This is a genomic window from Nocardioides mangrovi (genome assembly GCF_020073815.1).
Lineage (GTDB): Bacteria > Actinomycetota > Actinomycetes > Propionibacteriales > Nocardioidaceae > Nocardioides > Nocardioides mangrovi.
Genome location: NZ_JAIQZJ010000002.1, coordinates 250972 through 275826 on the forward strand (window position 1 = coordinate 250972; position 24855 = coordinate 275826).

Below are 24855 nucleotides of genomic sequence, written 5' to 3' on the forward strand. Positions count from 1 at the left end.
GAGAAGCCATGTCCGTAGCAGCAACCGAGGCGGTGTCGTCCACCACGACCTCGAACGGGCTCTACACGGCGACGAGTGCGTCGTCGAGCTCGGACAAAGACATGTTCCTGAACCTGATGGTGGCCCAGCTGCGCTACCAGGACCCGATGAACCCGGCGGACTCGAGCGAGTTCCTGTCACAGAACGCGCAGTTCACGGCGCTGGAGAAGATGCAGGACGTCGCGGACCAGACCGCGGCGCTGCTCCAGAGCCAGACCGCGTTCGGCGCTGCCGGGATGGTCGGCAAGACCGTGTCCTACCTCGACGAGAACGGCGACACCCAGAGCGGCAAGGTCGACTCGGTGAGCTTCGACTCGACCGGCCCGATGCTCGTCATCGGCGGCACGAACGTCTCGCTCGCCCAGGTCTCGTCGATCTCCACCGGCTCCGACACCGGCACCGGCTCGGGCTCCGGCTCCTCCTCTTCTTCCACTTCCACCACCGCGTGACCCACGCGCGTTAGGAGACACCACCATGCTTCGCTCCCTCTTCGCCGGCATCAGCGGCCTGCGCGTCAACCAGGTCATGCTCGACGTCACCGGCAACAACATCGCCAACGCCAACACCATCGGCTTCAAGTCCAGCCGCACCGTCTTCTCCGACACGCTGTCGCAGATGCTGACCTCCGGCTCCTCGGCCAACGGCACCCGCGGCGGCACCAACCCGATCCAGATCGGCCTCGGCGTCCAGGTCGCCGGCACCAACACCAACTTCCTCCAGGGCTCGAACCAGACCACCGGCGGCGCGACCGACATGATGATCCAGGGCGACGGCTTCTTCGTCGTCAAGGACGGCGGCGCGACCCAGTACACCCGCGCCGGCGCGTTCAGCTTCGACTCGCAGGCCAACCTGGTCACCCCGACCGGTGCGCTCGTGCAGGGCTACCGCCTCGACTCCGACGGCGAGCCCGTCGACGGCGACATCGGTGACCCCGACGCGCTGAACAGCATCAGCCTCGACAACGAGACGCTGCAGGACCAGCTCGGCCTGGACAGCTCGATGGAGCTCACCAGCTACTCGATCGGCTCCGACGGCGTCGTCACCGGCACCTTCTCCGACGGCGAGACCGAGGAGACCTACTCGATCGCCCGGATCGCGCTCGCCAACTTCTCCAACCCGATGGGCCTCGACAAGGCCGGCGACACCAGCTACACCGCGAGCGCCAACTCCGGCGCCGCCGAGATCGGCGTCCCCGGCGAGCAGGGCGAGGGCGACCTCGTCGTCGGCTCGGTCGAGATGTCGAACGTCGACCTGGCCGCCGAGTTCACCAACCTGATCCTCGCCCAGCGCGGCTTCCAGGCGAGCTCGCGCGTCATCACGACCTCCGACTCGGTGCTCGAGGACCTGGTCAACATCAAGCGCTGATCCCGCGCTCCGCCGTCGGCGCTGATCCACCCCCCAGGGGTGTGATCAGCGCCGACTCGGCATTTCGGCGCGTTCACTCTCAGGTCCAGACAAGCTCCGCCGATTCCAACTGTCGAGCAGCCACGGACGGCCGCTCGGTTATTTGCCCAAGGACGGTGCGCATGATCACGCTCACGCGACTCTCAGGAACGACGTTCGCGCTCAACTCGGACCTGATCGAGCGCGTCGACGCCACTCCCGACACGGTCGTGACGCTGGTCGATGGCAAGAAGTACGTCGTGGTCGAGTCGCTGCGGGAGGTGGTCGACGCGATCCGTCGGCACCGCGGCGAGATCCTCGCGATCAGCACCCTCGTCGACGTCGAGCCGTGGCAGCCACCCGACCGTGAGCCGCACCTGGGCACCGTGACCGAGCTCCCGCGACGTTCGTCCGACAAGGAGGCGTGATGGATCCGGCAACCATGATCGGCGTCCTCGGCGCCCTGGTCTTCATCGTCGTCGCCAACGTGATGGAGGGCGGCAACCCGGCGAGCCTCATCGCCATCCCGGCGATGCTGCTCGTCCTCGGCGGCACCCTGATGGTCTGCATCGCCGGCGGCACCATGGCCGACGCGAAGCTCGCGGTCAAGGGGCTCGTCAAGGCCTTCACCGGCAAGCGCCCCGACGCCGCGGCCGCCGTGCCGACGCTGGTCTCGCTCGCCGACAAGGCCCGCCGCGAGGGCCTCCTCGCCCTCGAGGACGCCCTCAACGAGATCGAGGACCCCTTCCTGCTCCGCGGCCTGACCCTCGCCATCGACGGCACCGACCCGGAGGAGGTCCGGGACATCCTCGAGGCCGAGGTGACCGCGGTGAAGGCGGCGACCAAGCAGACGGCGAAGTTCTTCACCGCCGCCGGTGCCTACGCGCCCACCATCGGCATCATCGGCACCGTCATGGGCCTCGTGCACGTGCTCGAGAACCTGGCGGAGCCCGAGAAGCTCGGCCACCTGATCGCGGGCGCCTTCATCGCGACCCTGTGGGGCGTCATGTCGGCGAACGTGTTCTTCCTCCCCGTCGGCGCACGCATCACCCGCCTCGGCGAGCTCGAGGCCGCCCAGATGGAGATCGTCATCGAGGGCGTCGCCTCGCTCCAGGCCGGGGCCAACCCGCGCGTCGTGCAGCAGCGGCTCAGCTCCCTGCTGCCCGCCGACCAGCGCGAACCGGAGGCGGCCTGATGAGCGGAGGCCACGGCGGACGCCGCAAGAAGCACGAGGAGCACGAGGAGCACGAGAACCACGAGCGCTGGCTGGTCACCTACGCCGACATGCTCACGCTGCTCATGGTGCTCTTCATCGTCATGTTCGCGATGAGCTCGGTCGACCAGCAGAAGTACAACGCGCTCAAGAACGGCCTCGCCGAGGGCTTCGGCGCGACCAGCTCCTTCATGAAGGGCTCGGACTCGATCCTCGACGGCCACCTCAACGAGGCGACCGACCCGTCGCTCAAGGGCACGCAGATCTTCGAGCAGCTCTCCCCGGAGCAGCAGACGCTCGTCACCAAGGCACTCGACCAGGAGAAGGCACGCGCCCAGCAGGCGTCGTACGACGCCGCCTCGAAGGAGGCCACCAAGCTGAAGGACGCCCAGCAGGCACTCATGGGCGCCCTGTCGAAGGCGGGTCTCGCCGACGACGTGTCGACGACGATCGACGATCGCGGCCTGGTCGTCAGCCTGGTCTCCCGGCACGTGGTCTTCCAGCCCAACATGGCCGACCTCAGCCCCCGCGGCGAGGAGGTCGTCGACACCCTCGCCCCGGTGCTGCGGTCCCTGGGCAACGACCTCCAGATCAACGGCCACACCAACCAGGCCGCCGGGCCGCCGAAGTACTACGCGACCGACTGGGACCTCTCGGCCGCGCGGGCGCTCACCGTGCTGCGGCGCCTCAACGAGGTGCTCGGCATCCCGGGCGACCGGCTCTCGCTGGCCGCCTTCGGCCACGAGCAGCCGCTGATCCCGCCGGACCAGCCCCACTCCCAGGAGATCAACAAGCGCGTCGACATCGTGGTGCTCCCCGACGTCGACCAGTCCGCCAAGGAGCTCCTCGGCGAGATCGCCCAGGGCAAGGCGACCGAGCAGCAGTCCGAGCACGGGACCGAGCACACCAGCACGAACACCAGCACCGACACCGACACCGGCGGCGAGGGCGAGACCTCCTCCGGCGACGGGCACGACGAGGCGTCCGGCACGACGTCCACCGAAGGAGAGCACTGATGACCGCGACCGCTGAGAAGGCCCCCGACAAGGAGGCCGAGGGCGAGGGCAAGAAGAAGGGCGGGAAGAAGAAGCTGATCATCATCGTGGTGGCGGTGCTCGCCATCGCGGGTGCCGGCTACTGGTTCTTCCTCAAGCCGAGCGGGCCCGAGCCGCCGCCCGAGCCCGGCGCGATCCTCACCCTCGACTCGACCCAGATCAACCTGTCCGGCGAGCACTACCTGCGCCTGGGCCTGGCCCTCCAGCTCACGACGACCGCCGGGGAGGAGGTCGACGGCAGCAAGGCGCTCGACGCCGCGATCGAGCTGTTCAGCGGCCGGACCCTGGAGCAGGTCGAGGGCCACAGCCGGGAGAAGCTGAAGGACAAGCTCGAGAAGGAGCTCGAGGAGCTCTACGAGGGCGAAGTGATGGGCGTGTACTTCACGGAGTTCGTCACGCAGTAGCCACGACGTACGCCAGATGTGGGCCAAGTCACATCCGGACAATTCCTCAAGATGTCGCGAGTGGGGCCGATCCGTGTGTTCGTGCCCCCCTCCGACGTCTCCGTCAGCCAGCCCGGACCGGGCACGGCCGACCCGGGCGCCCGTCGGACCGTGGAGCCGGTGCCCTACGACTTCCGGCGACCCATCCAGCTGTCCCGTGAGCACCAGCGGATGCTCCAGGTGTCGCTGGACGGTTTCTGCCGGCAGGCGACCACCGTCCTGACGTCCTCCTTGCGCGCGGTCTGCACGGTGACGCCCGGCGCGATCGAGCAGTCGACGTACGCCGAGTACGTCGACTCGCTGCTGCCGACGACGTACCTGACGATCTTCTCCGCCGAGCCGCTGCTCTCGAAGTGCATGCTCGAGATCCCGCTGACCGCCGTGATGACCGCGGTCGACCACATGCTCGGCGGCCCCGGCCGCGTCCAGCAGCCCGAGCGACCGCTCACCGAGATCGAGTCCGGCGTGGTCCGCGGCCTGGTCGAGCGCCTCCTCCGGGAGCTGCGCTACTCCTTCGCCTCGGTGCTCACCTTCGAGCCGGTCGTGACCGGGGTCGAGTACAGCCCGCAGTTCGCGCAGGTCGCCGGCGCCTCCGACGTGATGGTCGCGATGAGCATGGAGCTCAAGCTCAACGACCGCAGCACCCGCATGACCATGTGCATGCCCTTCTCCGGCCTGCACCCCCACCTCGTCCGCGCCGCCGCCCCCGCCCCCGTCTCCGACCGGGAGCGCGCCCAGCGCGAAGCCGCCGCGGCGGAGCTCAAGGACGGCTTCCAGCGCGTCCCGGTCGACGTGGCCGTCCGGCTCCGTCCGACGACGCTGCGCCCCGGCGACCTCGCGACGCTCACCCCCGGTGACGCCATCCGCCTCAACCACCCCGCGTCGGCGCCTCTCGAGGTCGTCGTCGACGGGATCAACTTCGCCCACGCCACCGCCGGCACCAGTGGGTTCCGCCTCGCCGCCCTGATCGTGGGCACCCCCAAGGAGACGCCATGAGCACCGGACCCATCCCCGCCGCGCAGGACATCGCCGCCTCCGCTGCCGCCGCCGCGGCGTCCGTGCTGCCGTCGGCCGCGCCGCTCACCCTCGGCGCCGTGGCTCCCGGTGACCCGCAGGTGGCCGGCCCGTTCGCCGGGGCGATCGTCGCCGACGTCGAGGGCTCGGTCCCGGGCAGCATCGCCATCCTGGTGGGTCAGGAGCTCGTCGACGCGCTGGCCTCGAGCCCGATGGGGAGCCTCGACCTGGCCGCGGCCCTCCAGCCGACCATCGACGCCGTCGCCGAGGCGCTCCACTGCCGCACCGCCGCGGCCCGCCAGGTCGGACTCGGCCTCGTCGCCCGCGAGATCCCGTCGCCGTTCACCGTCGCCTACCTCCACTCCGAGGCGGTCGCCGCCGCGGTCCTGATGCCCGACGTCCTGCTCGCCTCCGCCCAGAACGCCGCCATGTCCGGCGCCGCGCCGTCCGAGCCCGAGGCGGCGGCCCTCCCCGTGCCGGCGGCCCCGGCAGGCATGCCGACCGCCGGGCCGGTCATCCCCGGCGGCTCCTCGGTCACCAACCTCGACCACCACCGCAACGGCATCGAGCTGCTGCACGGCGTCGACATGGAGGTGACGGTCGAGATCGGTCGGACCCGGATGACCGTCCGCGACCTCCTCGACCTCACCCCCGGCGCGGTCCTCGAGCTGGACCGGGCCGCGGGCAGCCCCGCCGACCTGCTCGTCAACGGTCGCCTCATCGCCCGCGGCGAGGTCGTCGTCATCGACGAGGACTTCGGTCTCCGGATCACCGAGATCGCGGCCGACGCCGCTGCGGCGGGCTGATCCGCCGATGCTCGAGCTCACCATCCGGCTGGTCTTCTCGCTGGCCGTCGTCCTGGGGCTGCTCGCCCTGCTGGCCCGCTTCGGCGGGCGCAAGTTCGCCGGCAGGCGCGACGCGATGATCCGCGTCGTCCACCGCCAGGCGATCTCGCGCGGCACGGCCGTCTCGGTCGTCGCCGTCGGCAGCCGGGTCCTGGTGCTCGGCACCACGGAGCACCAGGTGCGCGTGCTGGCCGAGCTCGACCCCGAGGAGATCGAGGAGGCCGACGTGCTCAGCCTCGTGCCCGGCGAGGTCGAGACCGCGGAGTCCGCGACCCAGCCCCTCGCGATCGCCCCGGCCGAGCCGGTCCGCGGCAGCCACCGCGCGGCCACTCCGGCCGGCGGCCGCCGCAAGGCCCCGCAGGGTGCGACCGGCGGTGCGCTCAGCGGCTCCGTGCTCAGCACGGACACCTGGCGGCAGGCCCTCGCCGCCGCCACCCGGCGGGCCTCGTGACGCCGCTGGCTCGCCGCGGCCTGCTGCTCACCGGTCTCCTCGGTGTCACGGTCGCGGCGCTCCTCGCCGCGCCCGCGACGGCGTACGCCGACCCCACCGGCCCGACCGGTCCGTCCGGCCCGACCGGCGACTCCAACGTGACCATCGGCCTCGACGGCCTCACCGACAGCCCGAGCACCTCGGTCACCGTGCTGATCGGCCTCACGCTCATCTCACTGCTGCCGGCGATCCTGCTCAGCTGCACGGCCTTCACCAAGATCTTCGTCGTCCTCGGCCTGACCCGGAACGCCCTCGGCCTCCAGCAGACCCCGCCGAACCAGGTGCTCGCCGGGCTCGCGCTCTTCCTCAGCCTCTTCGTGATGGGCCCGGTGCTCTCGCAGATCAACAGCGAGGCGCTGCAGCCCTACCAGGACGGCGAGATGAGCTCGTCGCAGGCGATCGACGCCGGCCTCGGCCCGCTGCGCGACTTCATGCTCGACAACACCGACGACGACGAGATCGAGCTGCTCACCAACGTCGCCGACCGGGAGACGCCGAAGACCCGCGATGACGTGCCGACCACGACGCTGATCCCGGCGTTCGTGCTGACCGAGCTCAAGCAGGCCTTCATCATCGGCTTCATCATCTTCATCCCCTTCCTGGTCATCGACCTGGTCGTGAGCGGGGCGCTGATGGCGCTCGGCATGATGATGATGCCGCCGGTCATGGTCTCGCTGCCCTTCAAGCTGCTGCTCTTCGTGATGGTCGACGGCTGGGCCCTCGTCATCAAGTCCCTCGTCGCGAGCTACGGATAAGGCCCGGGAGTCCTGTCATGACCGACACCACCGTCATCGAGATCGCGCTGCAGACCATGCTGGTCGCGCTGAAGCTCTCGGCGCCGATCCTGCTCACCGCCCTGGTGATCGGCTTCGCGATCTCGCTCTTCCAGTCGCTGACCCAGATCCAGGAGGTCACGCTCGCGTTCGTCCCGAAGCTGGTCGGCGTCGGCGTCGCGCTGCTGATCTCGGGCAACTGGATGATGCACACCCTCGTGGACTTCACCAACGACCTGTTCGAGTCGATCCCCGGCATGCTGGGCTGAGCGCGCTCCTCCGTCCATGACCCTGACCGTCGCCGGCGAGCCGCTGATCGCCTACCTGCTCGCCTCGGTGCGCATCATCGCCTGGCTGGCGATCGTGCCGCCCTTCTCCGGGCGCACCGTGCCGAGCATGGTCAAGATGGTCATCGCCCTCGGCCTCGCCTTCGCGGTGGTCCCCGAGTCCGCCGACATCCCGCTGGACACGATCGGGCTGATGCTCAACGTCGGCACGCAGGTCTGCGTGGGCGTCGCGATGGGCTTCGTGACCTACCTCCTCTTCGCCGCCATCGCGGCCGCCGGCAGCCTGATCGACACCTTCGGTGGCTTCTCGCTGGCGCAGGGCTTCGACCCGCTGTCGATGAACTCCAACACGGTCTTCGGCAAGTTCCACCAGATGCTCGCCACCGTGCTCCTCTTCACCACGGGGGCCCACCTGCTGGTGATCGGCGGCCTGCTGAAGACCTTCCACTTCCTCCCGCTCGGCACCACCCCCGACTGGGGCAGCTTCTCCGACGTGGTGTTCACGACGTTCGGCCTCTTCTTCACCACGGCCGTGCAGATCGCGCTGCCGCTGATCGCGGTTCTCTTCCTCGCCGACCTCGGCCTCTCCCTGATGACGAAGGTGGCCCCGCAGCTCCAGGCGATGACGGTGATGTTCCCGGTGAAGATCGGCCTCACGCTGCTCCTGGTGGGCCTCTCCTTCCCGGTGCTGCCGCACGCGATCGACCGCCTCACCGACCTCGCCCTGCAGGCGACCTCGACGATGTCCGGGGCGGGGTGACCGACGCGTGTCCGAGGAGAAGACCGAGAAGCCGACACCCAAGCGGCGGAAGAAGAACCGCAAGGAGGGCCAGGTCCCGCGTACGCAGGAGCTGGGCGCCTGGTGCGCGCTCGCGCTCTTCGCGATGGCGCTGCCGAAGCTGCTCGCCCACGAGGTCGGCAAGCTCCAGACGATGATGACCACGAGCCTCAGCATCGGCGGCCAGGCGGACGTGCCGACCGCGCTCGCCCTGCTCGGCCACGCCCTCTGGCACGTGCTGACGACCCTGGTCGTGCTCGGCTCGATGGTGATGGTCGTCGGGGTCGCCGGCGCGCTCGCCCAGGGCGGCTTCTTCCTCGCCACCTCGGCGATGAAGCCGAAGCTCTCGAAGATCAACCCGATCGCGGGCATCAAGCGGCTGTTCGGCGTCAAGACCCTCTGGGAGGGCGCCAAGATGCTGCTGAAGACCGCGGTGGTCGTGCTGCTCGTCTACTCGGCGGTCAAGGGTCTGATGCCGCTCATCGGCGGCCTGGTCCCCATGCAGGTCGTGCTCGACCAGGTCGCGCACGACGCGCTGGGTCTGGTCCGGAACGTCGCGATCATCGGTGTGGTGCTGGCCGCGGCCGACTACCTCGTCGCCCGCCAGCGGATGAACAAGCAGACCCGGATGACCAAGGACGAGGTCAAGCAGGAGCACAAGCAGTCCGAGGGCGACCCGATGCTCAAGGGCGCGATCCGCTCCCGCCAGCTGGCCGCGGCGCGCAACCGGATGATGGCGGACGTCAAGACGGCGGACGTCGTCCTGGTCAACCCGACCCACGTCGCGGTGGCGCTGCGCTACGAGCCCGAGCGCGGTGCGCCCCAGGTGGTCGCCCGGGGTGCCGGCGTGATCGCCGCCGCGATCCGTGAGCGGGCCGCCGAGGCGCGGGTGCCGATGGTGCGCGACGTACCGCTGGCGCGTGCCCTCTACTCCTCCACCGAGGTCGGCCACCAGATCCCCGCCGAGCTGTTCGCCGCCGTCGCCCAGGTCCTGGCGTTCGTCATCAACCGGCGCACCCGCGGCCAGAGCGGCGGCGAGCACCGCAGCCCGCGCCTCGAGTCCGACCTCCCGCCGGTGAGCCGGCCGGGACGCCGTCGCCGCGACGTCTCAGGTCCGGCGCTCGCGAGCCGATAGGCCTCCCGGAGACACCAGGACGGAGTCGACCAGCAGGTGCCAGGGACGGCGCTCGGATCCACGAATGCCCCCTCACACGCCTCGGGAGACCCGTTGCCCACGAACCAGCTGACCAAGCTGGCGGTGCCTGTCGGCATCGTGGCGATCGTCGTCATGCTCGTCGTACCGCTGCCCGCGGTCGTGCTCGACCTGCTGATCGCGCTCAACATCACCGCGGCCCTGCTGGTCCTGATGACGGCGATGTTCGTGCACAAGCCGCTCGACTTCGCGGCCTTCCCCTCGATCCTGCTGGTGATGACGCTCTTCCGGCTCGCGCTCAACGTCAGCGCGACCCGCCTCGTGCTGCTCCACGGCCAGGCCGGCAAGGTGATCGACACGTTCGGCCACTTCGTGGTCGGCGGCTCGCTCATCGTCGGCCTGATCGTCTTCTCGATCCTGCTGATCATCCAGTTCGTCGTCATCACCAACGGTGCCGGCCGCGTCGCCGAGGTCGGCGCGCGCTTCACTCTCGACGCGATGCCCGGCAAGCAGATGGCCATCGACGCCGACCTCAACTCCGGCCTCATCGACGAGGACGAGGCGCGTCGGCGTCGGGCCGAGGTGCACGCCGAGGCCGACTTCTACGGCGCGATGGACGGTGCGTCGAAGTTCGTCAAGGGCGACGCGATCGCGGCCATCATCATCACCCTGGTCAACCTGATCGGCGGCTTCGCGGTCGGCGTCGGCCAGATGGGCATGCCCTTCAGCGACGCGATCACGACGTACAGCCTCCTCTCGGTCGGCGACGGCCTGGTCTCGCAGATCCCGGCGCTGCTGCTGTCGGTCGCCACCGGTCTCGTGGTGACCCGCTCGGTGAGCGAGCAGGACATGGGCTCCGACATCGTCCGCCAGATCACCAGCAACCAGATGCCGCTGCGCATCGCCGGCTTCGGCGCCCTCGGCCTGTGCGTGATCCCCGGCCTGCCGAAGCTGCCGTTCATCGTCGCCGGCGGCCTGATGCTGATCCTGTCCACCCGCGCCCCCAAGCCGGGCGCCGAAGTCGAGAAGGCCGCCCTCGAGGCGCCGGTCGTCTCCGCCGACACCCCCGAGCTGCTCGCCGCGGAGATCCAGGTCGACCCCCTCGGCCTCGAGCTCTCCGCCGACATGGTCGACCTCGTCGACACCAGCCGCGGCGGCGACCTGCTCGACCGGGTCCGGGCGCTGCGTCGCAAGATCGCCACCGACCTGGGCATCGTCGCGCCGCCGGTGCGGACCCGCGACAACCTCATGCTCCCCAGCCAGACCTACGCGATCATGCTCTTCGGGATCGAGGTCGCCCGCGGCGAGGCGCCGTCCGGCACCGTCCTCGCGATCGGCGACTACCTCGGCTCGCTGCCGGGGCAGCCGACCCAGGAGCCGGTCTTCGGCCTCGAGGCCAAGTGGATCCCCGCGGAGCTGCGCAGCCAGGCCGAGCTCGGTGGCGCCACCGTGGTCGACCGCGCGTCGGTGATCACCACCCACCTCGCCGAGATCATCACGCAGTACGCCGGCCGCCTGCTCGGCCGCGAGGACGTCCGGATGCTCACCGACGTGGTGAAGCGGACCCACCCCGTCGTCGTCGAGGAGCTCACCCCGGCCCAGCTCAGCCTGGGCGAGATCCAGCGGGTGCTCCAGACGCTGCTCGACGAGGGCGTCTCCATCCGCGACCTGGTCCGGATCTTCGAGGCGCTCTCGCTCCGCGCGACCCGCACCAAGGAGCTCGACCCGCTCGTCGAGGCCGCCCGGACGGCCCTCGGCGCGGCGATCGCGGCGCCGTACCTCGTGGACAAGACGCTGCACGTCATCACCCTCGACCCGCAGCTCGAGCAGCGGATCCTCGAGTCGCTGCGCCCCGGCGAGGCCGGCCAGACCATCGCCCTCGACCTGGACACCAGCCAGGCGCTGATGAACAACCTCGGCCAGCACGTCGTCAACGTCGAGAACCAGAACCTGCGCCCGGTCCTCGTCTGCGCCCCCCAGCTGCGCGCCCCGCTGCGCCGGCTGGTCCACCCGATCGTGCCGCGCCTCGCGGTGCTGTCCTACCAGGAGCTGTCGGGCGCCGAGCAGATCCGCTCCGAGGGCGTCGTGACCGCCGACCGCCAGCTGGCGAACCGCTAGTCCCCATCCCCGCCCCCGCCCCCGTCCCCCGTCACCCCTGGAGGTCCCGCATGAGTCCGTTCTCCGGTCCGGTCGTCCTCGGCACCCTCGTCGTCGGCTCGCCGGCGATGTACGCCGCCTACACCGGCATGCTCTCCACCAACGTCGCGCTCGTGCGGGTGCTGATCTGCCTCGTCGCCGTGTGGGCCGCGTGCTCGCTGGTTGCGAGCATCGCCCAGTCGACGGTCGCCTCCAACAACGCCGCGAACAACGCCGCCGACGCCACCCGCGTCGACCTGGAGGCGATCCCGGTCCCGATCGAGGAGTCCGACGCGGCCTGACCGCCGGCGTACCTGCGGGCGTCACGGGAAATGCAGCGACCCGCAGGCGTTCGGGCCGAGTGGCCCGGCTCCGGTGGACGTGATGACCGGATCGCCTGCGGGTCGGGTGACTGCTTGGGATTCACCAGCAGCCGTCCCGGAGTGACTCCACCCCGGGTGATGCTGATGGGCTGCTAGCGGGCAGCCACCTCACGCGTCCTGAAAGAACTCATTCTTCGGACCACCTCCTTTCCCGTGTACGACGAGCGTAGGTCGGCCGGCGCCTTCGCTCAACGGGTTAATGCGCTCCCCGACGACCCGCGACTGTCTATAGCGGCCCTGTCCGCCACCCCCGGCGTGGGTGACGAAAGACAGTTCGAGAAATATGTGGTCACCGTTCGCTGTGGTCACCCGGGAGCGATTTCCAGTTCGCTGTCGGCTTCGCCGTTCGCTCGGGTCGACCGTGGTGGCCCGGACCGAAGCAAGGAGCACGACGGATGCCCCACCTGCTCGGGGCTGGTGGGGTGTGGGGTCAGCGGGTTCGTCGTCGCTTGGCGGTGAGGTCGACGTGGTGGATCCGTCCGGATGGGGAGGTCCATTCGAACCGGGTGCGGCCGAGTCGTCGGTAGGTCCAGTGGCCGAAGGTCTTGAGTCGGTGGTGGTACCTGCACAGGGGTGCGAGGTTCCAGGAGGTGGTTGTCCCGCCCTGTGCGTAGGCGGTGATGTGGTCGAGGTCGCAGCCGCGGGCCGACTTTGAGCAGCCGGGGAAGACGCAGGTGGGGCAGGTCAGGATCGCCTGCTCCCGCTGGGCGGTGGATGGCTCGTAGCGGTCGACCGAGATCTCGGCGTCGAGCTCGAGCACCGGCTTGATGGTGACCTTGGTGCCGGCGAGCTGGCACCACTGGGCGATCTGTTCGATGGTGGTGTGCCCGAGCCGGCCGTGGTTGCCTTCGATGTCGAGGATGTCGTGGATCTGGTCGGGCTCGTGGTGGGTGTAGACCACGACCTCCCGACTGGTGGCCCCCTCGGTGGTGCCCAACCTGCCGGCGGCCATCGCGCGGCGCACGTCGAGCGACAGGTCGGGGTGGGCCTCGCCGAGGAGTGCGGCGCCGGTCTTGAGCCGGGCTTCGAGGGCGACCGCATCCACATAGTCGAGGAGCCCGGAGACGGGCACGAGGCCGCCGTTGAGGGCGGCGGCGTCGAGGCGGACCTCGAGGTGCTGCTGCTGCCAGCGGTCGAGGCGTTCCATCTCTTCGTGCTCGTCGTCGACCCGTGCGGCGGCCGCGGCGACGGTCTTCTCGATCTGCGCGTAGGAGCAGGTCCCGATGATCGGCGCCAGCACGGTGTCGACCTCGGCGGCGGCGCCGGGTGGGAGGCGGTGGGTCTGTTCGGTGACCCGGCGGACCTTCCACACCGCCACGTCCCCGGCCATCACCTTCGACCAGAGGCGCGGGAGGCGGTGGTGGGCTTCGAGGGCGGCGCCGATCAGTGCGCGGCCCTGGTAGGTGGAGAGTCCGCAGGCGGTGGCGAACTCCGCGATCGCGAACTCCGACATGCCGGGCGCGCCTTCTCCTGCCAGGGTGGCGGGCTGGTCGGCGTACATGACCAGGTCGCCGAGCTCGTCGACGACGGCGTCGGTGACCGGCGCGGGGTGGGCGTGGGCCCAGCGCAGTGCGAGGGAGAACCGCTCGGCCTCGGCGAGCAGGGCGATCCGGGTCTGTTCCGCGGCGGCATCCAGCAGCACCGACGGTGAGGTCGGTGCGGTAGGAGCGGGTGCGGAAGCCATGCCTGATTCTACATCGAATCGAACAGGTGTTCTAGCCCAATCGGACTCTTTCTCTTCTTCTTTCGGCCCGGGCCACAGCGGTCTACCCGAGCCAACGTCGAAGCCGGGAAGCGGCTGGAAATCGCTCCCGGGTGGCCACAGCGGACGGTGACCACGTATTGCTGTAAATGTCTTTCGTCGCCACGCCGGAGGAGGCGGACCGGGCCGCTAGGGACAGTTGCGGGGTTTCGAGGCTCGGCCCTAGCGGGCCTCGCACCTCAACCAGCGGACGGGCTCAACCAGCAGAAGGACCGGACTCGCGGTAGCTGCTGTCGGGCAGCATCTCCGGGCAGTCGCCGCCGGGGTCGGTCGCGAGCTCGAAGTGCCAGGGCTCGTTGGCGAACGTCTGGCACAGCCCGTACGCCGAGCCGTGCTCGCTCAGCCAGGCGTCGGCCTCGCGGTTCGGGCCGATGTCGACGGCGTCGCCGGTGACGTGGGCGGAGGTGTCGGGCGTGGAGACCCAGTGGAGTGCGGCGGAGACGCTGCCGTACTTCTGCACGGCGTCCTCGAGCAGCCGCTCCTGGTGCGCCTTGCTGCGCCATCCGCTGGTGACCGAGACCCGGACGCCGTCGGCCCGGGCGTCGGCGGCGGCGTCCACGACCGCGGCGCGGAGGTCGGGGTCGAGGTGGGCGATCGTGGGCCGCTTGGCGGCGGGCAGGTCGTCGGCGGCCTCGGATCCGGAGCAACCGGTGATGGTGAGGGTGAGGGCGAGCAGGACCGGGAACAGGTTCACGCCTGGACCGTAGGCAGCGCGGGGGTGCCGGCGCCTCGGCCTCGGGTGCCGCCTCGCGGCACCCGAGGACCGCAGAGGTCAGACCCAGGACCGAGGGACGTCAGCCGGTGGCGGAGGCGCCGGGGCTCTGGTTGCCGGCCGCGTCGCGCGCCACGACACGGAACGTGTAGCTACGGCCCGACACCAGTCCGGTCGCGGCGTACGACCTGGCGCTCGCACCGAGCGTCGCGACCCGCGTGCTCCCGCGGTAGACCCAGTAGGCCGTCACCGCCACGTTGTCGGTCGCCGCGGACCAGCGCAGCGTCGCGCGGGTCCCGGACCGGGTCAGGCTGAGCGTGCCGGGTCCTACGGGAGCCGTGGTGTCGGGGACCCGGATGCTGACCGACGAGCTGACCGCGCTCACGTTGCCGGCGGCATCCCGCGCCCGCACGGTGTAGGTGCTGCTCCGGCCCTGCGGTGCCGTCCTGTCGGTGTACTGCCGGCCGGTCACGGTGGCGATGACGGTGCCGCCGCGGAGCACGTCGTAGCCCGTGACCCCGGTGGCATCCGTGGAGGCGTTCCAGGTCAGCGACGGCACGCCACCCGCGAGCGCCACGCGCAGTCCCGTCGGACGCGTCGGGGCCGTCGTGTCGGCAGGCGGCGGCACGGTGATCGACACCGGGACGCTCGCGTCCGACACGTTCCCTGCGGCGTCCCGCGCCCGCACCGTGTAGGTCTGAATGCCGGTCGGCGCCGCCGAGTCGTCGTAGGCCAGCGACGTCGTGGTCGTCAGCAGGGTCGTCCCCCGGTAGACGTCGTACGCCGTGACGCCGACATCGTCACCGGAGGCGCTCCACGACAGGGACGGCACCCGCCCGACGAGCGTGCCCGCGAGGACCGGGGCGGACGGCGGGGTCGTGTCGGGCACCTCGATCGTCACGGAGGACGACGGGTCGCTGACGTTGTCCGAGCCGTCGCGCGCGGTCACGGTGTACGTCGCGGTCCCGGCCGGCGCCGTGTCGTCGACGTACGCCGTCTCCGTCGTGGTGGCGAGCAGCGTCGTCCCCCGGTAGACGTCGTAGCCGGTCACCGAGCGGTCGTCGCTCGAGGCGTCCCAGGTCAGGGACGGCTGGTGGTCGACCAGGCTCACCCCGAGCCCGGTGGGCACACTGGGTGGGGTCGTGTCCGGCGCCGGGGCACTGATGACCAGCGGGTCAGAGAGCTCCCCGGCGCGACCGGTCGGGTCGACGGCTCGCACCTGGTAGAAGTGGCTGCCCTCGGCGACGCCGGCGTCGACGAAACGCGTCGTCGCCGTGGTGGCGACCCGGACGCCGTCGCGGAGCACGTCGTAGGTCACGGCACCGTCGTCGTCCGTGGACGCATCCCAGCTGAGGACCGGCCGTTCGCCCGCGTCCAGCGCGAGCGCGGTGCTGCCGGGCACGGTCGGGGCGTCGGGGTCGGGCGTGCCGTCCCCGGTGAGCGCCCAGGAGTTGGCGTACTGGTTGAACCAGGCCTGCTCGAGCGGGTCGAGCGTACGGTTCTTGCCGTAGGACACCTGGTAGTCGTAGAGGTTCTTCGTCTGGTCGGCGTTGTCGAAGACGAGGTACATCCGCAGCCGGGGGAAGCGGCCTGCCTCGACCGCCTCGCGGGCCTGGCGGTAGTAGAGGTAGGCGCTCTCCTGGGTGGTGTTGTAGATGCTCCACTCGGCGATGCCCCAGGGCTTCGACAGGTAGTCGTGGCCGGGGGCGCTGTGCGCGGTCAGCAGGTCGTAGAAAGTGCCGACCTCCTCGTCGAAGCTGACGCCGACGTCGCTGTCCTCGTAGCCGGTGTAGGTCACCCAGTCGACGAGGTCGTCGCCGGGCCACAGGGCGTCGACCGTGCAGTCGTACTTGGGGTAGCCCATGTAGTTCATGACCCAGACGACGTTGTCGACGCCTGCGGCATCGAAGCGGGCGCGCACGTTCGCCCACATCGCGCGGTACTCCTCGGCCGTCCCCATGGTTCCGGTCGGGGTGAAGCTGCAGCCCGACGGGGCGACGTCGAGGTCGTTCTCCGGCTCGTGGTGCAGCGTGAGGAAGATCTTGGCGGGTGCGACGGACTTGATGCTCGCCGCCATCTGGTCGATCTGCTGGTTGACCGCGTCGTTGCCGCCGGTCGCGGTGGCGAAGTCGTTGGTCAGCGCCCAGTTCGTGTAGAGCAGCGTGTTCGGCCGGTTGATGAAGTACCGGTCGTTGTCGGTGAGCTGGTTGGCCGTCGTCTGGCCGACGGCGTGGAAGGTGTGCGCCACGTCCATCTGCCGGCCGGTGCGCTGCTCGAAGTAGAGGTACTGGTTGAGCGACCCCGCGGTGATCCCCGGATAGAGGTTCGAGTTCCCTCCGAACCACGGTCGGCACGGGTTCTCCAGCTGCGCGGTGAGCGTGCAGTCGGCCGGGCCGTCCGCACCGGCGGGCGCGGTCGGCACCGCCGCGACGAACCCGACCAGCGCCAGCGCGAGCGCCGCGAGCACGCCGAGCAGTGATCTGGTCGACGAGCCTCGCGTCAGGGCGGCCACGCTCGGACGCTAGAGCAGCCGATCCGCGTGCGGCATCACCGATGAGGGGTACGTCGCGGCCACCTACACCGAGGTCTCCTCCACCGCGGCGGCGGTGAACTGCGCCTGGTAGAGCCGCGCGTAGGCGCCACCGCTGGCGAGCAGCGACTCGTGGTCGCCCTGCTCGACGATCGCACCGTCCTCCATCACCAGGATCAGGTCGGCGTCGCGGATCGTCGAGAGCCGGTGGGCGATCACGAACGACGTCCGGTCGGTGCGCAGCGCCGCCATCGCCTGCTGGAGCAGCAGCTCGGTGCGGGTGTCGACCGACGACGTGGCCTCGTCGAGGATCAGCAGCGCCGGGTCGGTCAGGAAGGCCCGGGCGATGGTGACGAGCTGCCGCTCGCCGGCCGACAGGTTGGAGCCCTCCTCGTCGATCACGGTGTCGTAGCCCTCGGGCAGCGAGTGCACGAAGCGGTCCACGAACGTCGCGCGCGCGGCCTCGAGGATCTCGTCCTCGGTGGCGTCCGGGCGTCCGTAGGCGATGTTGTCGCGGATCGTGCCCTCGAAGAGCCAGGTGTCCTGGAGCACCATGCCGATCTGGCCACGCAGGTCGGCGCGCGGCATCGAGGCGATGTCCACGCCGTCGAGGGTGATCCGGCCGCCGTCGACGTCGTAGAAGCGCATCACCAGGTTGACCAGCGTGGTCTTGCCCGCACCGGTCGGGCCGACGATCGCGACGGTCTCCCCCGGCCGCGCGACGAGCGACAGGTCCGTGATCAGCGGCCGCTCCGCGTCGTACGAGAAGGAGACGTGCTCGAAGGCGACCTCGCCCCGCCGCGACGCGGACGGTACGCCGGCGCCGTCGACCGGCTCCTCGTCGGCGTCGAGCAGCTCGAAGACGCGCTCCGCCGAGGCGACGCCCGACTGGAGCAGGTTGGTCATCGACGCGACCGTGGTGAGCGGCTGGGTGAACTGCCGGGAGTACTGGATGAAGGCCTGCACCTCGCCCAGCGACAGCGACCCGCTGGCCACGCGCAGGCCGCCGACGACGGCGACGAGGACGTAGTTGAGGTTCCCGATGAACATCATCGACGGCATGATCAGGCCGCTCACGAACTGCGCGCCGTAGCTGACCTTGAAGAGCTCGTCGTTCTCCTCGGCGAAGGTCCGCTCGACCTCGGCTTGGCGGCCGAAGACCTTGACGAGCGCGTGGCCGGAGAAGGCTTCCTCGATCTGCGCGTTGAGCTTGCCGGTACGCCGCCACTGCGCCACGAACTGGCCCTGCGAGCGCTTCATGATCTGCTGGGTGACGATCAGCGACAGTGGCACGGTGACCAGCGCGACCAGCGCCAGCAGCGGCGAGATCCAGACCATCATCGCTAGCACCGCGAGGACGGTCATGACCGAGGTGAGCAGCTGGCTCATCGTCTGCTGCAGGGTCTGCGACACGTTGTCGATGTCGTTGGTGACCCGGCTCAGGAGCTCGCCGCGCGGCGAGCGGTCGAAGTAGTTGAGCGGCAGCCGGTTGATCTTCTCCTCGACGTCCTCGCGCATCGTGCGGATGGTGTTCTGCACGACCGTGTTGAGCACGTAGCCCTGCAGCCAGGCCAGCAGCGAGGCCGCGGCGTACAGCGCGAGGACGACCAGCAGCACGTGCGCGACGGCCGTGAAGTCGACCCCCTGACCGGGGACGACGTCCATGCCCTGCACCGCGTCGGGCAGCGCCGAGTCGGGGGTGCCGGCCGGGAACTTCGAGCCGATGAAGCCGTTGAAGACCAGGTCGGTCGCGTGGCCGAGGATCCGCGGCGCGATCGACATCATGATGACGCTCGCGACGCCGAGGACGACGACCGCGATCGCCTTGGTGCGGTCGGGACGCATCAGTGCCACGACCCGCTTGGCGGACGGGCCGAAGTCCATCGCCTTCTGGCCGACCATGCCGCCGGCCATCGGGCCGCGACCGGGTCCGCCCTGCGGCGCCTCGATCCGCTCGGTGGCCTGGAACTCCTGCTTCTTGCCCGGTGCTCCGGAGGGAGAGGTGGTGTCGGTGCTCATCAGGCCGCCTCCTCCGCGGTGAGCTGGGAGGTGACGATCTCCTGGTACGTCGCGCAGCCGGCCAGCAGCTCGTGGTGCGTGCCGCGGCCGACGATGCGCCCGTCGTCGAGGACGAGGATCAGGTCCGCGTCGCGGATCGTGGACACGCGTTGCGCCACGATCACCACCGTCGCGTCCCGGGTCTCCGGTTTGAGCGCCGCCCGCAGTCGGGCGTCGGTCGCCAGGTCGAGCGCCGAGAAGGAGTCGTCGAAGAGGTAGATGCCGGGCTTGCGGATCAGCGCCCGCGCGATCGCGAGCCGCTGCCGCTGGCCGCCGGAGAAGTTGGTGCCGCCCTGGGTCACCGGGGCGTCGAGCCCCTCGGGCAGTGCCTCGACGAAGTCACGGCCCTGCGCAACCTCGAGCGCGGCCCACATCTCCTCGTCGGTGGCGTCCGGCTTGCCGTGCTGGAGGTTGCTGCGCACGGTGCCGCTGAAGAGGTAGGCCTTCTGCGGCACCAGTCCGATCTGCTGCCAGAGCAGGTCCGGGTCGAGACGGCGTACGTCGTGGCCCGCGACGCGGACCTCGCCCTCGGTCGCATCGAAGAGCCGCGGCACCAGGTTGACCAGCGTGGACTTGCCGGCGCCGGTCGAGCCGATGACGGCCACGGTCTGACCGGGCCGGGCCTGGAAGCCGATGTCGGAGAGCACCGGCTCGTCGGCGCCCGGGTAGGCGAAGGTGACGCCGTCGAGGTCGAGGTGGCCGCGGCGAGCCGGGTCGGGCGCCGCGGCGTCGGTCGGCACCGGCACGGAGGTGTGGGTGTCGAGCACCTCGACGATCCGGTCCGCGCAGACCGAGGCGCGCGGGACCTGCATCAGCATGAAGGTCGCCATCATCACCGACATCAGGATCTGCATCAGGTAGGAGAGGAACGCCGTCAGGGCACCGACCTGCATCTGGCCGCTGTCGATGCGGTGTCCGCCGAACCAGATGACGGCGACGCTCGAGACGTTCACGACCAGGATCACGAGCGGGAACATCGTCGCCATCCAGCGTCCGGCCGCGACCGCGACGTCGGTGAGGTCGTCGTTCGCCTTGCCGAAGCGCTTGGTCTCGTAGGGCTCGCGGACGAAGGCACGGACCACCCGGATGCCGGTGATCTGCTCGCGCAGCACGCGGTTGACCTCGTCGATCCGGGTCTGCATCTTGCGGAAGTTCGGGACCATCCGGCTGACGACGAAGCCGACGCAGAGGAAGAGGGCCGGGACCGCGACGGCCAGGACCCAGCCCAGGCCAGTGTCCTCGCGCAGCGCCATGAAGACGCCCCCGACCATCATGATCGGCGAGGACACCGCGATCGTGCACGACATCAGCACCAGCATCTGCACCTGCTGGACGTCGTTGGTGGTGCGGGTGATCAGCGACGGGGCGCCGATGTCCTGGACCTCGCGGGTCGAGAAGGTGCCGACCCGGTGGAAGAGCGCGGCGCGCACGTCGCGGCCCATGCTCATCGCGGTCCGGCTGCCGAAGCGCACGGCGATCACGGAGCAGACGATCTGGCCGATGGACACGACGAGCATGAGCGCACCGGTGCGCAGGATGTAGTCGGTGTCGCCCTCGACGACGCCGTTGTCGATGATGTCGGCGTTGAGCGTCGGCAGGTAGAGCATCGCCACCACGCCGAGGAACTGGAAGAGCACGACGACGCTCAGCCAGGCGCGGTACGGCGCGAGCTGGCTGCGCAGCAGTCGGATCAGCATCAGGAGATCTCCTTGGTGGTCCGGGCCTCGGGTCGGAGCATCCCGACCAGCACGGTGTCGACGATCTCCTCGGGCGACAGCAGCCGGTCGTCGGAGATCATGATGTGGCTGCCCGCGAAGGTGAGCAGTCGGAGGACGTGGGCGAAGTGGTCGACGGGCACGCGGAGCTGGTCGGCGTCGCGGGCGATGACGGCGGAGAAGAGCAGCTCCTGGCGGGCCCGCCACTCCTGGGCCACCCCGTTGTCGTGCAGGTGCTTCGGCGGGCCGACCAGGCCGACCTTCTGCATCAGCCCGAAGGTGGCGCGGAAGCGCTGCTGGAGGATCGAGGTGAGCACCACGAGCCGGTCGCGCAGCGGCAGGTCGGGGTCGATCTCCTCGATCCGGGCGATCACGTCGCCGGGCTCGAAGGCCGCCTCGATCGCGGCGTCGACGAGCTCCTCCTTGGACTCGAAGACCCGGAAGATGGTGCCCTCGGCGACCCCGGCGGCCTCGGCGATCAGGCGGGTCGTGACGGCCCGGCCGTGCTCGTAGAGGAGCGGCCGCGTCGCGGCGATGATCGCCTCCCGGCGCTCCTCGGGCGACATCGGCCGCGCACGCTCGCGTCTGCTGGTGTCCACGAGGGACGAGCATAAGTGAGTGAGCACTCACTCACAAACGGTTTTTACGGGGCGAGCCGCTCCGTGACCCACCCGCCCCGGTCACCGGCCGTCCGGCGGTAGACCAGGCGGTCGTGCAGGCGGGACGTCCGGCCCTGCCAGAACTCCACGACCTCGGGACGGACGACGTATCCGCCCCACTCCTCGGGGGTCGGCACGTCGTCGGGGTAGCGGGCCGCCGCCTCGTCGTACGCCGCCTCGAGCTCGCCGCGATCGGCGACGACCTGCGACTGGTGCGAGGCGACGGCGCCGAGCCGGGAGCCGTGCGGCCGGCTGGCGAAGTAGGCCTCGACGTCGGCGCGGGGCAGCGGGGTGGCGACGCCGTCCACGCGGACCTGGCGCTCGAGCACGTGCCAGGGGAAGAGCAGGGCGCAGCGCGGGTTGCCGGCCAGCTCCTGACCCTTGCGGGAGCCGGTGTTGGTGAAGAAGACGAAGCCCGCCTCGGAGACGCCCTTGAGCAGCACCATGCGCGACGACGGCGCGAAGTCGGCCCCGACGGTGCTGACGACCATGGCGTTGGCGTCGTGCCGGATCGCCTCGTGCGCCTCGCTCATCCAGCGGTCGAACATCGCGAACGGGTCGGGCTCGAGGTCGGACTCGTCGAGGCCGGCGCGGGCGTACTCCTCACGGAGCACGGAGAGGTCGAGGTCGGACATGCTCCCGACCCTAGTAGTGACCCCTGACGAGGGTGCGGTGCACAATGCGCGGGTGACTGACGTACACCACGGGCTGGAGGGCGTCGTCGCCTTCGAGACCCAGATCGCCGAGCCCGACAAGGAGGGCTCCGCCCTCCGCTACCGGGGCGTCGACATCGAGGAGATCGTCGGCCGGGTGCCCTTCGAGAACGTCTGGGGGCTGCTGATCGACGGCGCGTACACCCCCGGCCTCTCCCCCGCCGAGCCCTACAACCTGCCGGTGCACACCGGCGACGTACGCGTCGACGTCCAGGCCGCCGTGGCGATGCTCGCCCCGGCGTTCGGCTTCGGCCAGACCTACGACATCAGCGACGAGCAGGCGCGCGAGGACATCGGGCGGCTCGCCGTCATGGTCCTCTCGTACGCCGCCCAGTCGGCCCGCGGCCTGCAGCAGGCCGTGGTCCCGCAGAAGACGGTCGACGAGGGCGCGACGCTCGCCGAGAAGTTCCTGATCCGCTGGAAGGGCGAGGCCGATCCCAAGCACGCCCACGCGATCGACGCCTACTGGAGCTCGGCGGCCGAGCACGGCATGAACGCCTCGACGTTCACCGCGCGGGTCATCACCTCCACCGGCGCCGACGTGGCGGCGGCCTTCTCCGGCGCGATCGGCGCGATGAGCGGACCCCTGCACGGCGGCGCCCCGTCGCGTGTGCTCGGCATGATCGAGGACGTCGAGAAGAGCGGCGACGCGACCGCCTACGTCAAGAGCCTCCTCGACAGCGGCGAGCGGCTGATGGGCTTCGGCCACCGGGTCTACCGGGCCGAGGACCCCCGCGCCCGCGTGCTCCGTCGTACGGCGCGCGAGCTCGGCGCCCCGCGCTACGAGGTCGCCGAGGCGCTCGAGCAGGCGGCGCTCGCCGAGCTGCGCGAGCGCCGCCCCGACCGGGTGCTCGAGACCAACGTGGAGTTCTGGGCGGCGATCGTCCTCGACTTCGCCGAGGTGCCGGCGAACATGTTCACCTCGATGTTCACCTGCGCGCGCACCGGCGGCTGGTCCGCGCACATCCTCGAGCAGAAGAAGACCGGGCGCCTGATCCGCCCCTCCGCGATCTACACCGGCCCGGCCTCGCGGCCGGCGTCGGAGGTCGACGGGTGGCAGGACACCTGGGGCGCCTGACCCCGTCGTACGTCGCCGGTCACCACGGGTCGGGCAGCCCCACTCCCGTGGTGACCAGGCTGCGCAGGCTGCCGCCGACGTAGTGCGACCACCCCGCCGAGCACGCGCCGTAGCACTCGTTGTCGGGGACCAGCCCGACGTGCGTGAAGCGCAGTTCGGTCCCCCCGTCGGTCGGCGCGATCTCGAAGACGATCTCGGTCCCGGTCCACTCGTCCGGCTCGGCGATGAAGGTCAGCCGGCTGTCGACGACCCGCCAGACCACCCGCCGCCCCGGCTCGAGCTCGACGACGCGCTGCCGGGTCTCGTGCTGCGGCGGGTGCCGGTAGGTGAACTCCTCGCCCACCTCGTCGGCCCGCCCCTCGATCTCGCCGGTCCACCACGTGCCCACGTCGAGGACGGCGGCGTACACCTCCTCGGGCGTCTGCTCCACGGTGAAGCGGGTGCCGTAGTCGGTCCTGGTCTGCTGGCTCATCTCTGTCTCCTCCATTGTGCAACCATTGGTTGCACAAAAGCCTGACATGCCCTACGGTCATGTGCAACCATTAGTTGCCTATCGGTCAGGAGAGAGCCCATGGAGCACGGCAGCATCGAGCGCGAGCTCACCATCGACGCCAGCCCCGAGGTCGTCTACGAGGTCATCAGCTCGCCCGAGCACATCCGCGAGTGGTGGCCCGACGAGGCCGACCTGGTCCCCGTCCCGGGCGCCACCGGCACCATCACCTTCGGCGACCCGGGATCGCCGGACGCGAAGGTCGAGACGCTCACGGTCGTGGACGCGGAGCCGCCGTACCGCTTCTCCTTCCGCTGGGCCGGCGGGCTGCTGGTCACCTTCGAGTTGGTGCCCGAGGGCGACGGGACGCGCGTGCGCTTCTCGGAGTCCGGCTTCCGCGAGCTCGGCTGGGAGGCGGCGGTGCTCGAGGAGGCCTACGCCGACCACGTGCAGGGATGGGACCACTTCCTCCCCCGCCTGGTCACCTACGGCGCGGACGTGGCGGTCCGCTCGTGACCAGCACCGTCGACGACGACCTCTGGTCCGCGGTCGGCGACCCCACCCGCCGCCGGATGCTCGACCTGCTGCTCGCCGACGGCGTCGGCACCGCGACGACGCTCAGCGACCGGCTGCCGGTGACCCGGCAGGCGGTCGCCAAGCACCTCGGCGTGCTCGACCGGGTCGGCCTGGTCCACGGCACCCCCGCGGGCCGCGAGCGCCGCTACGAGGTCGACGAGGCGCAGCTCGCGCGCGCCGTCGCCCAGCTCACCGCCGTCGGCTCCGCCTGGGACGGCCGGCTCCAGCGGATCAAGCGCATCGCCGAGCGGATCGAGCAGGAGAAGAAGCGCTAGTTCCGTCCGGTGGTTGAGGTGCGAGGAGCGCCAGCGACGAGCCCCGAAACCACCACCCGCAGCGGGACCGAAAATCGGTCGGAAAAAAATCTTTCGAAGTTGTCCACATCCCGGTCAAAGCAAGGGTTCTGAGCATCTCAGTGTCGGTGGCCAGTGCTTGAGTGAAGGTATGGCAACGAGCGCGACTCCCACCCACCGAGTGTCGGTGGCGGTCGCGCATGCCCGCCATGATCTGACCTCGATCGCGGACACTCCGGCATGGTCGATGACCGACACCGAAGCAGCCGACGCCCTC

At 70.3% G+C, this 24855-nt stretch carries 26 protein-coding genes; 18 read left to right on the plus strand and 8 right to left on the minus strand.

Annotation, left to right across the window (positions count from 1 at the left end; genetic code table 11):
* The first annotated feature begins 8 nt into the window (after nt 1–8).
* The 15 genes from K8U61_RS06575 to K8U61_RS06645 all read left to right on the plus strand — a co-directional run bounded on the left by K8U61_RS06575 (nt 9) and on the right by K8U61_RS06645 (nt 11911).
* Nucleotides 9–488, plus strand: coding sequence for a flagellar hook assembly protein FlgD (locus K8U61_RS06575; RefSeq protein ID WP_224122191.1), 480 nt, complete (start codon nt 9–11; stop codon nt 486–488).
* A gap of 25 nt (nt 489–513) precedes the next feature.
* Nucleotides 514–1404, plus strand: a complete 891-nt coding sequence (locus K8U61_RS06580; protein WP_224122192.1) for a flagellar hook-basal body complex protein — start codon at nt 514–516, stop codon at nt 1402–1404.
* 161 nt (nt 1405–1565) lie between these two features.
* Complete coding sequence (locus tag K8U61_RS06585) at nt 1566–1850, plus strand: flagellar FlbD family protein (protein ID WP_224122193.1); 285 nt, start codon at nt 1566–1568, stop codon at nt 1848–1850.
* Nucleotides 1850–2617, plus strand: a complete 768-nt coding sequence (locus K8U61_RS06590) for a motility protein A (RefSeq protein WP_224122194.1) — start codon at nt 1850–1852, stop codon at nt 2615–2617. Before K8U61_RS06585 ends, K8U61_RS06590 begins: the two co-directional genes overlap by 1 nt.
* A complete protein-coding gene (locus K8U61_RS06595; RefSeq protein WP_224122195.1) occupies nt 2617–3651 on the plus strand; it encodes a flagellar motor protein MotB in 1035 nt (344 codons plus the stop codon). The genes K8U61_RS06590 and K8U61_RS06595 overlap by 1 nt, the downstream gene beginning before the upstream one ends.
* Nucleotides 3651–4094, plus strand: a complete 444-nt coding sequence (locus K8U61_RS06600; protein WP_224122196.1) for a flagellar basal body-associated FliL family protein — start codon at nt 3651–3653, stop codon at nt 4092–4094. The genes K8U61_RS06595 and K8U61_RS06600 overlap by 1 nt, the downstream gene beginning before the upstream one ends.
* An 81-nt stretch (nt 4095–4175) precedes the next feature.
* Complete coding sequence (locus K8U61_RS06605) at nt 4176–5129, plus strand: flagellar motor switch protein FliM (protein ID WP_224122197.1); 954 nt, start codon at nt 4176–4178, stop codon at nt 5127–5129.
* Nucleotides 5126–5953 (plus strand): flagellar motor switch protein FliN, encoded by an 828-nt coding sequence (fliN, locus tag K8U61_RS06610; RefSeq protein ID WP_224122198.1) that lies wholly within the window; start codon nt 5126–5128, stop codon nt 5951–5953. Before K8U61_RS06605 ends, fliN begins: the two co-directional genes overlap by 4 nt.
* A gap of 7 nt (nt 5954–5960) precedes the next feature.
* A complete protein-coding gene (locus tag K8U61_RS06615; protein ID WP_224122199.1) occupies nt 5961–6443 on the plus strand; it encodes a flagellar biosynthetic protein FliO in 483 nt (160 codons plus the stop codon).
* Nucleotides 6440–7237, plus strand: coding sequence for a flagellar type III secretion system pore protein FliP (gene fliP / locus K8U61_RS06620; RefSeq protein WP_224122200.1), 798 nt, complete (start codon nt 6440–6442; stop codon nt 7235–7237). Before K8U61_RS06615 ends, fliP begins: the two co-directional genes overlap by 4 nt.
* A gap of 17 nt (nt 7238–7254) precedes the next feature.
* Nucleotides 7255–7524, plus strand: a complete 270-nt coding sequence (gene fliQ, locus K8U61_RS06625) for a flagellar biosynthesis protein FliQ (protein ID WP_224122201.1) — start codon at nt 7255–7257, stop codon at nt 7522–7524.
* A gap of 16 nt (nt 7525–7540) precedes the next feature.
* The gene (locus tag K8U61_RS06630; RefSeq protein WP_224122202.1) at nt 7541–8302 is read left to right on the plus strand and encodes a flagellar biosynthetic protein FliR; all 762 of its coding nucleotides are present in this window, start codon (nt 7541–7543) and stop codon (nt 8300–8302) included.
* Nucleotides 8303–8309: 7 nt separating this feature from the next.
* Nucleotides 8310–9455: an EscU/YscU/HrcU family type III secretion system export apparatus switch protein gene (locus K8U61_RS06635; protein WP_224122203.1), complete on the plus strand. Its 1146-nt coding sequence runs from the start codon at nt 8310–8312 to the stop codon at nt 9453–9455.
* 93 nt (nt 9456–9548) lie between these two features.
* A complete protein-coding gene (flhA, locus tag K8U61_RS06640) occupies nt 9549–11591 on the plus strand; it encodes a flagellar biosynthesis protein FlhA (protein ID WP_224122204.1) in 2043 nt (680 codons plus the stop codon).
* A gap of 50 nt (nt 11592–11641) precedes the next feature.
* Nucleotides 11642–11911 (plus strand): hypothetical protein, encoded by a 270-nt coding sequence (locus tag K8U61_RS06645; RefSeq protein ID WP_224122205.1) that lies wholly within the window; start codon nt 11642–11644, stop codon nt 11909–11911.
* Nucleotides 11912–12422: 511 nt separating this feature from the next.
* On the opposite strand, the gene K8U61_RS06650 is transcribed toward K8U61_RS06645, so the two are convergent.
* The 7 genes from K8U61_RS06650 to pdxH form a co-directional block, all read right to left on the minus strand.
* A complete protein-coding gene (locus tag K8U61_RS06650) occupies nt 12423–13676 on the minus strand; it encodes an HNH endonuclease signature motif containing protein (RefSeq protein ID WP_224122206.1) in 1254 nt (417 codons plus the stop codon).
* A 274-nt stretch (nt 13677–13950) separates the two neighbouring features.
* A complete protein-coding gene (locus K8U61_RS06655) occupies nt 13951–14448 on the minus strand; it encodes a M15 family metallopeptidase (RefSeq protein WP_224122207.1) in 498 nt (165 codons plus the stop codon).
* A 100-nt stretch (nt 14449–14548) separates the two neighbouring features.
* The gene (locus K8U61_RS06660; RefSeq protein WP_224122208.1) at nt 14549–16978 is read right to left on the minus strand and encodes a fibronectin type III domain-containing protein; all 2430 of its coding nucleotides are present in this window, start codon (nt 16976–16978) and stop codon (nt 14549–14551) included.
* 63 nt (nt 16979–17041) lie between these two features.
* Nucleotides 17042–19015 carry an ABC transporter ATP-binding protein gene (locus tag K8U61_RS06665; protein ID WP_272491944.1) on the minus strand — a complete coding sequence of 658 codons (1974 nt, stop codon included), beginning with the start codon at nt 19013–19015 and terminating at the stop codon, nt 17042–17044.
* The gene (locus K8U61_RS06670; RefSeq protein ID WP_224122209.1) at nt 19015–20751 is read right to left on the minus strand and encodes an ABC transporter ATP-binding protein; all 1737 of its coding nucleotides are present in this window, start codon (nt 20749–20751) and stop codon (nt 19015–19017) included. Before K8U61_RS06670 ends, K8U61_RS06665 begins: the two co-directional genes overlap by 1 nt.
* Entirely contained in the window at nt 20751–21368 is a 618-nt protein-coding gene (locus tag K8U61_RS06675) for a TetR/AcrR family transcriptional regulator (protein WP_224122210.1), read from the minus strand. The genes K8U61_RS06670 and K8U61_RS06675 overlap by 1 nt, the downstream gene beginning before the upstream one ends.
* 44 nt (nt 21369–21412) lie before the next feature.
* Nucleotides 21413–22063, minus strand: a complete 651-nt coding sequence (gene pdxH / locus K8U61_RS06680) for a pyridoxamine 5'-phosphate oxidase (protein WP_224122211.1) — start codon at nt 22061–22063, stop codon at nt 21413–21415.
* 52 nt (nt 22064–22115) lie between these two features.
* On the opposite strand from pdxH, the gene K8U61_RS06685 reads away from it, so the two are divergent.
* A complete protein-coding gene (locus tag K8U61_RS06685) occupies nt 22116–23219 on the plus strand; it encodes a citrate synthase 2 (RefSeq protein WP_224122212.1) in 1104 nt (367 codons plus the stop codon).
* Between the two features lie 19 nt (nt 23220–23238).
* On the opposite strand, the gene K8U61_RS06690 is transcribed toward K8U61_RS06685, so the two are convergent.
* Nucleotides 23239–23691: an SRPBCC family protein gene (locus tag K8U61_RS06690; RefSeq protein WP_224122213.1), complete on the minus strand. Its 453-nt coding sequence runs from the start codon at nt 23689–23691 to the stop codon at nt 23239–23241.
* A 99-nt stretch (nt 23692–23790) separates the two neighbouring features.
* Here K8U61_RS06690 and K8U61_RS06695 point away from each other — a divergent pair, with 99 nt between their 5' ends.
* Nucleotides 23791–24225, plus strand: coding sequence for an SRPBCC domain-containing protein (locus K8U61_RS06695; protein WP_224122214.1), 435 nt, complete (start codon nt 23791–23793; stop codon nt 24223–24225).
* Entirely contained in the window at nt 24222–24560 is a 339-nt protein-coding gene (locus K8U61_RS06700; RefSeq protein WP_224122215.1) for an ArsR/SmtB family transcription factor, read from the plus strand. Before K8U61_RS06695 ends, K8U61_RS06700 begins: the two co-directional genes overlap by 4 nt.
* Nucleotides 24561–24855: the final 295 nt, after the last annotated feature.

What these genes read in the sequence shown, in the direction of transcription:
- K8U61_RS06575 (WP_224122191.1), top strand. Translation starts at nt 9, where the DNA reads ATGTCCGTAGCAGCAACCGAGGCGGTGTCGTCCACCACGACCTCGAAC.
- K8U61_RS06580 (WP_224122192.1), top strand. Translation starts at nt 514, where the DNA reads ATGCTTCGCTCCCTCTTCGCCGGCATCAGCGGCCTGCGCGTCAACCAG.
- K8U61_RS06585 (WP_224122193.1), top strand. Translation starts at nt 1,566, where the DNA reads ATGATCACGCTCACGCGACTCTCAGGAACGACGTTCGCGCTCAACTCG.
- K8U61_RS06590 (WP_224122194.1), top strand. Translation starts at nt 1,850, where the DNA reads ATGGATCCGGCAACCATGATCGGCGTCCTCGGCGCCCTGGTCTTCATC.
- K8U61_RS06595 (WP_224122195.1), top strand. Translation starts at nt 2,617, where the DNA reads ATGAGCGGAGGCCACGGCGGACGCCGCAAGAAGCACGAGGAGCACGAG.
- K8U61_RS06600 (WP_224122196.1), top strand. Translation starts at nt 3,651, where the DNA reads ATGACCGCGACCGCTGAGAAGGCCCCCGACAAGGAGGCCGAGGGCGAG.
- fliN (WP_224122198.1), top strand. Translation starts at nt 5,126, where the DNA reads ATGAGCACCGGACCCATCCCCGCCGCGCAGGACATCGCCGCCTCCGCT.
- K8U61_RS06615 (WP_224122199.1), top strand. Translation starts at nt 5,961, where the DNA reads ATGCTCGAGCTCACCATCCGGCTGGTCTTCTCGCTGGCCGTCGTCCTG.
- fliQ (WP_224122201.1), top strand. Translation starts at nt 7,255, where the DNA reads ATGACCGACACCACCGTCATCGAGATCGCGCTGCAGACCATGCTGGTC.
- K8U61_RS06630 (WP_224122202.1), top strand. Translation starts at nt 7,541, where the DNA reads ATGACCCTGACCGTCGCCGGCGAGCCGCTGATCGCCTACCTGCTCGCC.
- K8U61_RS06645 (WP_224122205.1), top strand. Translation starts at nt 11,642, where the DNA reads ATGAGTCCGTTCTCCGGTCCGGTCGTCCTCGGCACCCTCGTCGTCGGC.
- K8U61_RS06650 (WP_224122206.1), bottom strand. Translation starts at nt 13,676, where the DNA reads ATGGCTTCCGCACCCGCTCCTACCGCACCGACCTCACCGTCGGTGCTG.
- K8U61_RS06665 (WP_272491944.1), bottom strand. Translation starts at nt 19,015, where the DNA reads ATGAGCACCGACACCACCTCTCCCTCCGGAGCACCGGGCAAGAAGCAG.
- K8U61_RS06670 (WP_224122209.1), bottom strand. Translation starts at nt 20,751, where the DNA reads ATGCTGATCCGACTGCTGCGCAGCCAGCTCGCGCCGTACCGCGCCTGG.
- pdxH (WP_224122211.1), bottom strand. Translation starts at nt 22,063, where the DNA reads ATGTCCGACCTCGACCTCTCCGTGCTCCGTGAGGAGTACGCCCGCGCC.
- K8U61_RS06690 (WP_224122213.1), bottom strand. Translation starts at nt 23,691, where the DNA reads ATGAGCCAGCAGACCAGGACCGACTACGGCACCCGCTTCACCGTGGAG.
- K8U61_RS06695 (WP_224122214.1), top strand. Translation starts at nt 23,791, where the DNA reads ATGGAGCACGGCAGCATCGAGCGCGAGCTCACCATCGACGCCAGCCCC.